The organism is Streptomyces sp. NPDC029041 (genome assembly GCF_040637515.1).
Lineage (GTDB): Bacteria > Actinomycetota > Actinomycetes > Streptomycetales > Streptomycetaceae > Streptomyces.
Genome location: NZ_JBEZWO010000011.1, coordinates 300799 through 312886, shown reverse-complemented (window position 1 = coordinate 312886; position 12088 = coordinate 300799). Strand labels below are relative to the sequence as shown.

At 73.8% G+C, this 12088-nt stretch carries 11 protein-coding genes; 7 read left to right on the top strand and 4 right to left on the bottom strand.

What is annotated here, in order from left to right:
• The first annotated feature begins 186 nt into the window (after positions 1 to 186).
• The 4 genes from AB0F04_RS28440 (at position 187) to AB0F04_RS28425 (ending at position 5594) form a co-directional block, all read left to right on the top strand.
• Positions 187 to 471, top strand: a complete 285-nt coding sequence (locus AB0F04_RS28440) for a hypothetical protein (protein ID WP_351640204.1) — start codon at positions 187 to 189, stop codon at positions 469 to 471.
• A gap of 116 nt (positions 472 to 587) precedes the next feature.
• Complete coding sequence (locus AB0F04_RS28435; RefSeq protein WP_362046225.1) at positions 588 to 1214, top strand: YigZ family protein; 627 nt, start codon at positions 588 to 590, stop codon at positions 1212 to 1214.
• 223 nt (positions 1215 to 1437) lie between these two features.
• The gene (locus AB0F04_RS28430; protein WP_362046222.1) at positions 1438 to 2601 is read left to right on the top strand and encodes an exonuclease SbcCD subunit D; all 1164 of its coding nucleotides are present in this window, start codon (positions 1438 to 1440) and stop codon (positions 2599 to 2601) included.
• The gene (locus AB0F04_RS28425; protein WP_362046219.1) at positions 2598 to 5594 is read left to right on the top strand and encodes an SMC family ATPase; all 2997 of its coding nucleotides are present in this window, start codon (positions 2598 to 2600) and stop codon (positions 5592 to 5594) included. Before AB0F04_RS28430 ends, AB0F04_RS28425 begins: the two co-directional genes overlap by 4 nt.
• A 2-nt stretch (positions 5595 to 5596) precedes the next feature.
• On the opposite strand, the gene AB0F04_RS28420 is transcribed toward AB0F04_RS28425, so the two are convergent.
• Complete coding sequence (locus tag AB0F04_RS28420; protein ID WP_362046216.1) at positions 5597 to 6043, bottom strand: Lrp/AsnC family transcriptional regulator; 447 nt, start codon at positions 6041 to 6043, stop codon at positions 5597 to 5599.
• A gap of 93 nt (positions 6044 to 6136) precedes the next feature.
• Here AB0F04_RS28420 and AB0F04_RS28415 point away from each other — a divergent pair, with 93 nt between their 5' ends.
• Together AB0F04_RS28415 and AB0F04_RS28410 are read left to right on the top strand one after the other, a co-directional pair.
• Positions 6137 to 6610 (top strand): rhodanese-like domain-containing protein, encoded by a 474-nt coding sequence (locus tag AB0F04_RS28415; RefSeq protein ID WP_362046213.1) that lies wholly within the window; start codon positions 6137 to 6139, stop codon positions 6608 to 6610.
• 45 nt (positions 6611 to 6655) lie between these two features.
• Positions 6656 to 7174 (top strand): immunity 21 family protein, encoded by a 519-nt coding sequence (locus AB0F04_RS28410; protein WP_362046210.1) that lies wholly within the window; start codon positions 6656 to 6658, stop codon positions 7172 to 7174.
• 19 nt (positions 7175 to 7193) lie between these two features.
• Here the strand turns inward: AB0F04_RS28410 and AB0F04_RS28405 are convergent, their stop codons facing one another.
• Complete coding sequence (locus tag AB0F04_RS28405; RefSeq protein WP_362046207.1) at positions 7194 to 8885, bottom strand: DUF885 domain-containing protein; 1692 nt, start codon at positions 8883 to 8885, stop codon at positions 7194 to 7196.
• 31 nt (positions 8886 to 8916) lie between these two features.
• Positions 8917 to 9408 (bottom strand): Lrp/AsnC family transcriptional regulator, encoded by a 492-nt coding sequence (locus AB0F04_RS28400; protein WP_107457283.1) that lies wholly within the window; start codon positions 9406 to 9408, stop codon positions 8917 to 8919.
• Between the two features lie 67 nt (positions 9409 to 9475).
• Between AB0F04_RS28400 and AB0F04_RS28395 the strand changes: the two genes are divergently transcribed.
• Complete coding sequence (locus tag AB0F04_RS28395) at positions 9476 to 10696, top strand: PLP-dependent transferase (RefSeq protein WP_362046272.1); 1221 nt, start codon at positions 9476 to 9478, stop codon at positions 10694 to 10696.
• A 142-nt stretch (positions 10697 to 10838) separates the two neighbouring features.
• Here AB0F04_RS28395 and AB0F04_RS28390 read toward each other — a convergent pair whose 3' ends face one another.
• Positions 10839 to 12074 carry a GNAT family N-acetyltransferase gene (locus AB0F04_RS28390; protein WP_362046269.1) on the bottom strand — a complete coding sequence of 412 codons (1236 nt, stop codon included), beginning with the start codon at positions 12072 to 12074 and terminating at the stop codon, positions 10839 to 10841.
• Positions 12075 to 12088 lie beyond the last annotated feature (14 nt).

Below are 12088 nucleotides of genomic sequence, written 5' to 3'. Positions count from 1 at the left end.
CGCGGCAGGCAACGTTCGCCCGGCGTCGTGACGGGGCGAACGTTGCCTGCCACGGCACTAGCCCTGCCCCCGGGCACGGGCATGCGGCCTTTCCGGTGATGTGCGCCCGGCCCGCGCTGCGCCCACGTCCCGCGGCGGGTAAGGCGTCTGAGTCGAACGCCGTGCCGACCCATGAGGAGACCAGTCATGCACGCAGTGATCCGGCGGTACGAAGGGGTGACCGACCCGGCTGAGGCGGGTCGCCGGGTGAACGAGGAGTTCCTGCCGCTCGTCCGCCAGGTCCAGGGGCTCGTGGCCTACTACTTCGTCGACGCCGGCGGCGGGGTGATGGTGTCGACCGGGATCTTCGAGGACCGGGCCGGTGCCGAGGAGTCGACCGAGAGGGCGGGCGGCTTCGTCCGGGACCGGCTCGCCGAGCTGCTGCCCAACCCGCCCCAGGTCACGGCCGGCGAGGTCGTGGCCCACTCGTAGCGGAGGTCCCGACGGCGGTCCGGCCGGTCTGAGGTGTGTCGCGGGCCGCTCTCCCGGGCCCGCGAGAGCCGGCGGCCACGTCGGAACGCCCCCGGCCACGCGATTAGGCTGGCCGGATGCAGGACGAATACCGCACGGTGGCCGGTGCCGGCGTGCACGAGACCGAGGTCGGCCGCTCCCGCTTCCTGTGCGCCCTCGCCCCGGCGGCCACCGAGCAGGAGGCGCAGGACTTCATCGCCGCGGTCCGCAAGGAGCACGCCGACGCCAACCACAACTGCTGGGCCTACGTCATCGGTGCCGACGCCTCCGTCCAGAAGGCGAGCGACGACGGCGAACCCGGCGGCACCGCCGGCGTCCCCATGCTCCAGATGCTGCTGCGCCGCGACATGCGGTACGTCGTCGCTGTGGTCACCCGCTACTTCGGCGGGGTCAAACTCGGAGCGGGCGGACTCATCCGGGCCTACGGCGGAGCGGTCGGCGAAGCCCTGGACGCCCTCGGCACCCGCACCCGACGCAGGTACCGGCTGGCCACGGTCACCGTCGACCACCAGCGGGCGGGCAAGCTGGAGAACGACCTGCGCAGCACCGGCCGCGCGGTCCGGGACGTGCGCTACGGCGAGGCGGTCACGATCGAGGTCGCCCTCCCCGACTCCGACGTGGACGCCTTCCGCTCCTGGCTCGCCGACGCCACCGCCGGGACGGCCGCTCTCAAAACGGGCGGGGAGGCGTACGGGGACGCCTGAGGCCTCCCGATGGCCAACGGGGACAGCACCGCCGTGGAATGACCTGCCTCACAGCACAGTTACGGACATTTCCGCAGGATTGCTTCCGTATGGCTGTGCTCTCCGGGGTTCGTGGTGGACCAGGTGCCCACAGGCGTTAGCGTGGTGGGCTGACAGCGAGCCGGACCGGCTCGTGTCGCCGACGAACGAACGCAGGGGGAGACATGCAGGTCGGAGCGGCGTCTTGAGGCTGCTGCACACCTCCGACTGGCATCTCGGCCGGGCCTTCCACCGGGTCAACATGCTCGACGCCCAGGCCGAGTTCATCGGCCACCTCGTCACGACCGTGCGGGAGCGTGCCGTGGACGCGGTGGTCGTGTCGGGGGACGTCTACGACCGGGCGGTGCCACCGCTCGCCGCCGTCGAGCTGTTCGACGACGCCCTGCACCGCCTCGCCGGCCTCGGCGTGCCGACGGTGATGATCTCCGGGAACCACGACTCGGCCCGCCGGCTGGGCGTCGGAGCGGGGCTCATCGGGCGGGCCGGTATCCATCTGCGGACGGAACCCGCTGCGGCCGGCACTCCGGTCATGCTGGCCGACGCCCACGGCGACGTCGCCTTCTATGGGCTGCCCTATCTCGAACCGGCCCTGGTCAAGGGCGAGTTCGGGGTGGACAAGGCCGGGCACGAGGCCGTCCTCGCGGCCGCGATGGACCGGGTCCGCGCCGACCTCGCCGCGCGCCCGCCCGGCACCCGCTCCGTCGTCCTCGCGCACGCCTTCGTCACCGGTGGCGAACCCAGCGACAGCGAACGCGACATCACCGTCGGTGGCGTCGCCGCGGTGCCGGCCGGGGTGTTCGACGGTGTCGACTACGTGGCGCTCGGGCATCTGCACGGCTGCCAGACCCTCACCGACCGTGTCCGCTACTCCGGTTCACCTCTGCCCTATTCCTTCTCCGAGGCCGCCCACCGCAAGAGCATGTGGCTGGTCGACCTGGCCGCGGACGGCTCCGTCGACGCCGAGCGCGTCGACTGCCCGGTGCCTCGCGCACTCGCCCGGATCCGGGGCACCCTGGAGGACCTGCTCGACGACGCGGACCTCGCGCGCCACGAAGACGCCTGGGTCGAGGCGACCCTCACCGACCCCGTCCGCCCCGCCGACCCGATGGCCCGGCTCACCGCACGCTTCCCGCACACCCTCAGCCTCGTCTTCGACCCCGACCGCGACCAGGACGAGTCCGAGGTGTCGTACGCCCGGCGCCTGGCCGGCCGCAGCGACCAGCAGATCGCCGAGGACTTCGTCGCCCATGTGCGCGGCGCCGGACCCGACCCGCACGAACAGGGCGTGCTGCGCGAGGCACTCGACGCGGTACGGGCGGACGAGACCCTGCGGGAGGTGGCCCGGTGAGGCTCCACCGGCTCACCGTCACCGCCTTCGGCCCTTTCGGCGGCACGCAGACCGTCGACTTCGACGAGCTGTCGGCGGCCGGACTGTTCCTGCTGCACGGACCCACCGGCGCGGGCAAGACCTCCGTCCTGGACGCCGTCTGCTACGCCCTCTACGGCTCGGTGCCGGGCGCCCGGCAGGGCGGCGGCCAGGGCACGGCCCTGCGCAGCGACCACGCCGCGCCCGCGACCCGCACCGAGGTCACCCTCGACCTCACCGTCGCCGGGCGCCGCCTGGAGGTCACCCGCCAGCCGCCCTGGGAGCGCCCCAAGAAACGCGGCACCGGCACGACCCTGGACAAGGCCCAGACCTGGCTGCGCGAGTACGACGCGACCGCCGGGACCTGGAAGGACCTCAGCCGCTCCCACCAGGAGGTCGGCGAGGAGATCACCCAGCTGCTCGGCATGAGCCGGGAGCAGTTCTGCCAGGTCGTGCTGCTGCCGCAGGGCGACTTCGCCCGGTTCCTGCGCGCCGACGCCGAGGCCCGAGGCAAACTGCTGGGCCGCCTGTTCGACACCCGCCGCTTCGCCGACGTCGAAAAGCGCCTCGCCGAGCGGCGCCGCACCACCGAGACCCAGGTGCGGGAGGGGGACGCGGAACTGCTGGCCGACGCCCACCGCATGCAGCAGGCCGCGGACGACGCCATGGAACTGCCCGAACTCGCCCCCGGCGAACCGGGGCTCGCCGAGGCCGTGCTGAGCGCCGCCGCCGTCGCCCGCAGTACCGCCCGCGAACAGCTCACCGTCGCCGCGTGCACGCTCACCGCGGCCGAGTCCGCCCAGGCCGCCGCCGGCCGGACTCTGGACGAGGTGCGCGAACTGGCCCGGCTTCAGCGGCGCTTCGACGAGGCACGCGAACGAGCGGCGCGCCTGGAACAGGGAGCCGGGGCCTACCGGGAGGCCCAGTCCCTGATGGAACGGGCCCGCAAGGCCGAGGCGGTCGCACCCGCCCTGGACCTGCGGGAAGCCTCCGAAGCGGAACACCGCCGGGCGGCCGCCGCCGAAACACGCGCGCGTGCCCTGCTGCCGGAGACCTTCGCCGACGAGGGCGCAGCCGGACTCGCCGCCGCCGCACGCCGGGCCGCCGAGGAACTGGGCGGACTCGACTCGGCCCGCCGCGCCGAGCGGCGCCTGGCCGACCTCCTCGACGAACGCGCCGGCCTCGACCGCCAGGAACGCGCCGACGCCGACCTCCTGCAGGAGGCGGAAGCCTGGCTCGACGGCTGGCAGGAGCGGCACACCGCACTCCAGAACCGCGTCGCGTCCGCGCAGCAGGCCGCCGCCCTCGCCGAACAGCTCGGCGTACGGCGCGAGCCCGCACAGCAGCGGCTGCGGGCGGCCCGCGCCCGCGATCAGCTCGCCCAGGACACGGACCGGGCCGTCGACCGGGTCCGCGCCGCGCAGGACGACACGCTCCGGGCCAAGCAGCACTGGCTCGACCTCAAGGAGCAGCGCCTGAACGGCATCGCCGCCGAACTGGCCGCGCACCTCACCGACGGCGAACCCTGCGCCGTCTGCGGCGCCACCGAACACCCCGCCCCGGCCCGCAAGGTCGCCGGGCACGTGGACCGCGAGGCGGAGGAGCACGCCCTCACCGCCTACCAGCGCGCCGACCAGCAGCGAGCCGAGGACGAACGGCGCCTCGGCACCGTACGGGAGGCACTCGCCGCCGCCACCGCGGAGGCCGGTGACACGCCCACCGGGCGACTCGACGAAGAACTCGCGGACCTGGAGGAGCGGTACGCGCAGGCCCGCAGGGCCGCCGCCGAGCTGCACGCCGCGCAGGAGCGGCTGCGGCAGGCCGGGCAGGAACACGAACGACGCCTCGCCGCCCGGCAGGAGACCGCAGTGCGCACCGCCTCCCGGGTCGGTCACCGGGAGCGCCTGGACCGCGAACGGACCGCGCTGCAGGAGGAGCTGGACCGAGCACGCGGCTCCCTGGACAGCGTCGCCGCGCGGGCCGCGCAGCTGGAGCGGCGGACCGCGCTGCTCACGGACGCAGCCGAAGCCGCACGCGTGGCCGAGGACACCGCCCAGCGGCTGAAGGACGCCGACGCCCGCCTCGCCGACGCCGCTTTCCGGGCCGGCTTCGACACCCCGCAGGCCGCGGCCGACGCCCTCCTCGACCGCGCCGGCCACCGCGAGCTGCAACGCCGCCTGGACGCCTGGCAGCACGAGGAGGCCGCCGTACGGGCCGTTCTCGCCGAGGCCGACACCGCCGCCGCGGCCCGCGAGCCGCGGGCCGACCCGGACGCGGCGCAGCAGGCCGCCGACGAAGCGGACCGGTGGCTGCGCCACGCCGCCTCCGCCCACGACGCCGCCGAGCGGCGCTGCGCCGACCTCGACCGCCTCTCCGCCCGGGCGTCCGCCTCGGTCCGCCGGCTGGCGCCGCTGCGCGAGGAGTACGACCGCGTGGCCCGGATGGCCGGCCTCGCCGCCGGCACCTCGGCGGACAACGAACGACGGATGCGTCTGGAGTCGTACGTCCTGGCGGCCCGGCTGGAGCAGGTCGCCGCCGCCGCGACCGTACGGCTGCGCCGCATGTCGTCCGGCCGCTACACCCTCGTCCACTCCGACGACCGCACCGGACGCGGCCGCAGCGGGCTCGGACTGCACGTGGTCGACGCCTGGACCGGCCGCGAACGCGACACGGCGACGCTGTCGGGCGGTGAGACGTTCTTCGCCTCGCTCGCCCTGGCCCTCGGACTGGCGGACGTCGTCACGGACGAGGCGGGCGGGGTGCGGCTGGACACGCTGTTCATCGACGAGGGCTTCGGCAGCCTCGACGACCAGACCCTGGACGAGGTCCTCGACGTGCTCGATTCCCTGCGGGAACGCGACCGCAGCGTCGGCATCGTCAGCCATGTCGCCGACCTGCGGCGTCGGATCCACGCCCAGCTGGACGTGGTGAAGGGCCGGTCCGGGTCGACCCTGCGGCAGCGTGGCGCCGGCTGAGGTCAGCGCCCCAGGGGGCGTCGGGGGAGGGGCGAGCTGTACACCACGCTCGTGGTCACCGAGCCCAGCGCCCCGATCTTCCCCGACACCTCCTCGAGGTGGCGCATCGAGCGGGCCGTCACCTTGATGACGAAACAGTCGTCGCCCGTGACGTGGTGCGCCTCCAGGATCTCGGGCGTGACGGCGACCAGGTCGTGGAAGGGCTTGTAGTTGCCGTTCGGGTACCTCAGACGCACGAACGCCAGGATCGGCAGGCCCAGCCGCTCGGGGTCGACCACCGCCGCGTAGCCCCGGATCACCCCGGCCTCCTCCAGTCGGCGCACCCGTTCGGTCACCGCGCTCGCCGACATGGACACGGCGCGGGCCAGCTCGGCGAAGCTCGCCCGGCCCTCCCGCTGGAGGACGTCCAGGATGCGCCAGTCGGTGGCGTCCGGGGAATAGTCGGTCATCCGGGAGACATAGCAGGGGAATCCCCGGCGGATCAAGCGGAGCGCCGGGGATCGTCACTTCAGGGGCCGGACGGACGGCCGTACCTTTTCCGCATGACCACCACCGTGAACCCCGTCCTGCGTGTCGCCCCCGCCGCTCCGGCCGAGGCAGTCGCCCACTTCCGCGCCGGTCTCGCCTTCCACACCGACGTGTCCGACGTCGCCGCCGCACTCGACGCCGGTGGCGACCCCGGCTTCGTCCTGGTCGACGCACGCTCCACCGAGGCCTGGGACCAGGGCCACATCCCCGGCGCGCTCCACCTGCCGACCGCCCTCGTCCCCGAGCAGGCCGCACAGGTCCTCGACCGCACGGTGCCGGTCGTGACGTACTGCTGGGGGCCCGGCTGCAACGGTGCCGCCCGCGCCGCCCTGGCTCTCGCCGGACTCGGCTACCGGGTCAAGGAGATGCTCGGCGGCTTCGAGTACTGGGTGCGCGAGGGGCTGGTGTTCGAGACATGGCAGGGAAGCGAGCGGCGGGCCCCGGACCCCCTGACGGCCCCCGTGGGCGCGGACGACTGCGGCTGCTGAACCCGTGATCCTCTGCCGTGAGTCGGCCCTGTAGGTTCTGACGCCATGGTGCGATACGCGGAGCCGGGCGCTGTGGAGTGGGTGGAGTCGGGCGGGGGGCCGCTGATAGCGGTACCGGAGATTGTCCTGCCGTTCTGGGCGGGTGCCGACGGCGAGGAGACGGCCTCGGACTACGACCGGGCCTGCGAGGTGGACGGCCACGTCGGCCTCCTCCCGGTCGGCGACTGCACCGCGCTGGTCCTGGGAGACGAGCCCGCCGCGACCGCCTATCTGCCCGACCGGGGCATGTTCGTCCGATGGCGCGCCGCCGACTCCGAGCACGAACTGCTGGCGAGCGTCCCGCCGGCGACCGCCACGGCGGCGTGGGGACCGGAGACGACGTGGAAGGTACCCGGGCCCGTCCGCCTCTTCGACGCGGCCTGGCCAGGGACGGGCCTCGCGGACACCGACCAGGTCCGGGTGGCCCTGGAACCCGGCAGATACGCGGTCCGGGCGGCGCGGGTCCAGCCCGGCCCGGAGACCTGGCTGGACCTGATCGAGCTACGCCTTCTGGCGCCGCGATAGCGACGCCGGGCGGATGCGCCTACAACTGCGACAGTTCGTCCACCAGATCGTCAAGACCCAGCGACCCCTGCGACAGCGCCGCCATGTGCCAGGCCTTCGGGTCGAAGGCGTCGCCGTGGCGCTTGCGGGCGTTCTCGCGGCCCAGCAGCCAGGCCCGTTCGCCGAGCTTGTAGCCGATGGCCTGGCCCGGCATGGACAGGTAACGGGTCAGCTCGCTCTCCACGAAGTCGGCCGGCCGGCTGCTGTGCGAGCCGAAGAACTCCTGCGCCAGCTCGGCCGTCCAGCGCTCGCCGGGGTGGAAGGGCGAGCCGTCCGGGATCGTCAGCTCCAGGTGCATGCCGATGTCGATGATGACGCGCACGGCCCGCATCATCTGCGCGTCCAGGTAGCCGAGCCGGCGCTCCGGGTCCGTCAGGAAACCCAGTTCGTCCATCAGCCGCTCCGCGTACAGCGCCCAGCCCTCGGCGTTGGCGCTGACCATGCCGACGCTCGCCTGGTAGCGCGAGAGGTTCTGCGCCACGTGCTTCCACTGGGCCAGCTGAAGGTGGTGGCCGGGCACGCCCTCGTGGTACCAGGTCGACACCAGGTCGTAGACCGGGAAGCGCGTCTCGCCCATGGTGGGCAGCCAGGTGCAGCCCGGGCGGGAGAAGTCGTCCGACGGCGGCGTGTAGTAGGGGGCGGCGGCGCTGCCCGGAGGGGCGATGCGCGACTCCACCCGGCGCACCCGCTCGGCCAGGTCGAAGTGTGTGCCGTCGAGCGCGTCCATCGCCTCGTCCATGAGGCTCTGCAGCCAGTCGCGGACCTCGTCGACGCCCTCGATGTGCGTGCCTTGCGCGTCGAGGTGGGCCAGCGCCTCCCACGGCGTGCCGGCGCCCGGCAGGATCTTCTCTGCCTCGCTCTTCATCTCGCCGAGGATGCGGTGGTACTCGGACCAGCCGTAGGCGTACGCCTCGTCCAGGTCGAGGTCCGTGCCGTTGAAGTAGCGCACCCAGCGCGCGTACCGCTCCCGGCCCACCACGTCCGGTGCGCCCTCGATCGCCGGCGCGTACACGTCCCGCATCCAGTCGCGCAGCCGGACGACCGCCTCGCCGGCCGAGCGGGCGGCGGCGTCCAGCTCGGACCGCAGGGCCTCCGGCCCGGCGGCCGCGTACTGCTCGAACCAGCCGTGTCCCTCGCCGTCCGCGTCGGCCCATTCGCCGAGCTGCCGCACGAACGTGGCCGTGGCGCGGGGCCCTGCGTACAGCTTGCGTTCCAGTCCGAGCGCCAGGGACTCCCGGTAGCCCTCCAGCGCGGCCGGGACCCCGCGCAGCCGCTCGGCGATCGCCGTCCAGTCCTGCTCCGTCTGAGCCGGGGTCACGGTGAACACCTGTCGCACCGCGTGCGCGACGGAGCTCAGGTTGCTGACGGAGCGCAGGCTCTCGTCGGCCTCGTGCACCGCGAGTTCGGCGCCCAGCCGCTCGCGCAGCAGCCGCGCGCACCGGCGCTCGATGTCACTGTCCGCGCCCGGCAGCCGCTCGGCTTCGTCCAGCCGGGCCAGCGTCCGCCGCGCCAGCTCCGCGAGCGCCTCCTGCCCCGCGGGCGAGGTGTCGGGCAGCCTGCTCGAACTCTCCTTGTCGCCGAGGAACGTACCGGTGATCGGGTCGAGGGCGACGAGCTCGTCGACGTAGGCGTCGGCGACCTCTCGGGGCAGCGGGCTCTTGATCTCAGACATGCGGCCATCCTCGTACGACGGCCCGCGCACGTCACGCGGATTGAGCCGAGGGCGAAGGCGGCAGAAGCGGGCCGCACTCCCACTGCTGGAAGATCAGCCGGGTCTCCACCCGGGCCACCTCCCGCTGCGAGGTGAACTCGTCCAGCACCAGCCGCTGCAGATCGGCCATGTCGGCGACCGCGACATGGACCAGGTAGTCGTCCGGACCGGTCAGGTGGAACACCGTCCGTGACTCCGGCAGGGCGCGGATCCGCTCCACGAACGGCCCCACCAGCTCCCGCCGATGCGGTCTGACCTGCACCGACAGCAGGGCTTCCAGCCCGCGCCCGAGCTTGGCCGGATCCAGCTCCAGCCGGTGCCCGAGGATCACGCCCGAGCGGCGCAGCCGCGTCACCCGGTCCAGACAGGTCGACGGTGCCACACCGACCTGTGCGGCGAGGTCCCGGTAGGTCGCCCGGGCGTCGTTCTGCAACAGCCGCAGCAGATGGAGATCCACCGGATCCAGTACGACAGATTCAGCCATCGGCCGAACGTAGCACGGGGCTCGCACCCGGCAGCCCGGCCGATGTTCACTCTTGCGCACCATGGACATGGACACAACGAGCACGCGCGCCCACGACGCCGTGCGCACCGCACCCCGAGCCCTCGCCACCGAGGCCGTGCACGCCGGGCGGGACGACCTCGCCCGGCAGGGCCTGCACGCCCCGCCGATCGACCTGTCCACCACCTACCCGTCGTACGACAGCCGTGGCGAGGCGGCCCGGATCGACGCCTTCGCCACCACCGGCGCCGAGCCCGACGGCCCGCCCGTCTACGGGCGGCTCGGCAACCCGACCGTGGCCCGCTTCGAGACGGCCCTGGCCCGCCTCGAGGGCACCGAGGCCGCGGTCGCCTTCGCCAGCGGCATGGCCGCCCTCAGCGCCGTCCTGCTGGTCCGCGGCTCCATGGGCCTGCGGCACGTCGTCGCCGTACGCCCCCTCTACGGCTGCAGCGACCACCTGCTGACCGCCGGGCTGCTGGGCTCGGAGGTGACCTGGACCGACCCGGCCGGCGTCGCCGACGCCCTGCGCCCGGACACCGGACTGGTCCTGGTCGAGTCCCCGGCCAACCCCACGCTCGCCGAGGTCGACCTGCGGGCCGTCGCACACGCCTGCGGCTCGGTGCCGCTGCTGGTGGACAACACCTTCGCCACGCCGGTCCTCCAGCGCCCCGCCGAGCACGGCGCCCGGCTGGTCCTGCACAGCGCCACCAAGTACCTCGGCGGCCACGGCGACGTCCTCGCCGGTGTGGTCGCCTGCGACGAGGAGTTCGCCGGCCGGCTGCGCCAGGTGCGGTTCGCCACCGGCGGCGTCCTGCACCCGCTGGCCGGCTATCTGCTGCTGCGCGGCCTGTCCACCCTTCCCGTCCGGGTCCGGGCGGCGTCGGCCACGGCGGCGGAACTGGCCCGCCGCCTCGCCGCCGACCCGCGGATCGCCCGGGTCCACTACCCGCGCATCGGCGGCGCGATGGTCGCCTTCGAGGTGCACGGCGACCCGCACGAGGTGATCGCCGCGGTCCGTCTGATCACCCCGGCGGTGAGCCTCGGCAGCGTGGACACCCTCATCCAGCACCCCGCCTCCATCAGCCACCGGATCGTCGACGCCGACGACCGCAAGGGGGCCGGCGTGAGCGACCGGCTGCTGCGCATGTCGGTGGGCCTGGAGGACGTTGAGGACCTGTGGTCGGACCTCGACACAGCCCTCGGACGACGCCCCGAACGGGGCGCGGGGAACTGCGCGAACAACCACAGCGCACCCGCACTCGCGAACTGACGCACGCCCCTGGGACGCGGAGGCGCTCCCCGGCTCCTCCGCGCTTCTCTCCGGACGCAGCCCAGGAACGACGCCCCGAAAGGGGCGCGGGGAACTGCGCGGCAACCACAACGAGCCCGCACCCGCCCACTGGCGCACGCCCCTACGACGCGGAGGCGCTCCCCAGCCCCTCCGCACTCCTCACGACCGCCTCACCCAGCCGCGCCGTGATGACCAGCGTCCCCTCCTCGACCTGATAGTCGAGAGGAAGCCCCAGCCCCCGCATGGCGGCGACCATCCCCGTGTTGGAGGCCTGAGTCACGGCATAGACGCTGGAGCACCTCGCCTCGACGGCCATGGCGACGAGCCGCGACAGCAACTCCGCCCCGACACCCCGCCGCTGCCACGCGTCCTCGACGAGGAGCGCGACCTCCGTCTCGTCCCCGTCCCACAGGAGGTGACCGAGCCCGACGATCCGCCCGGAGGCCGTCTGCACGGCGAGCGTGCGGCCGTAGCGCGGACTGAGCAGGTGGTTGAGGTACCGGTCGGCGTCACGGACGGGCCCGTGATAGCGCAGCTTCAGCGTGCGCGGCGAGCAGCGCTCGTGCATCGCCAGGGCCGCTTCGAGATCGCGGGTGTCGGCCCGTCGCACGGTGATGTCGCTGCCCTCGGCCAGCGTGAACACGTCCCGTCCGTGCGGCAGGCGCGGTCCGAGCCGGGCATCCAGCTCCACCAGGGCCCGCGCCCGGGCGAACTCGGTGGGGGTGAACGGCAGATACGGCCGTTCCACGATGATCACTCCGCCTTCCGGGGCGCGCAGCCGCATCACCGTGTCGTCGAGGGCCCCCTCGACGGCGAGGCCCTCCGGCGCCCGGCCGTCACCGGTCGGTGCGGGCAGGGACCGGATCGTGCACCGGCCCAGCAGCTGGCGCAGAGCCAGCGGGAGTTCCGCCGAGTCCAGGGCGGTGCGGGCGGCCAGCCCGAGGACCCGGGTCGGCGCGTCGACCAGGTCGTGGGCGTCGGCCCGCTCGATCCAGGTGTCGGTGCCACCGGCCGACTCGACGGCCGTGGTGATCGCGGACGCCGGCAGGCCGTCCGGGCCCCGCAGCAGGAACTCGTCGACCGTGCCCTCGGCCAGTGGGTGCGTCTGCAGGCTGAGGATGTCGACGCGCTGCGCGGCCAGGGCGCCGCACAGCGCCGCCAGCGACCCCGGTTCCTCCTGAACCGTGGTCCGCATCCGCCACAGGGTGTTCGCCCCCGGCACCTGCTCCGGTGCCGGGGACCCGGTATCACTCGTGGGCGGCGCGTGTTCCTGGCGTCGTGTCCGCCAGGCGTGGAACGCCGCCGCGACCTTCCGCCACGAGGTGGCGGGGTGGCGGTCGGCTTCGGTATGCGTCATGGGGGTCAGTTCTC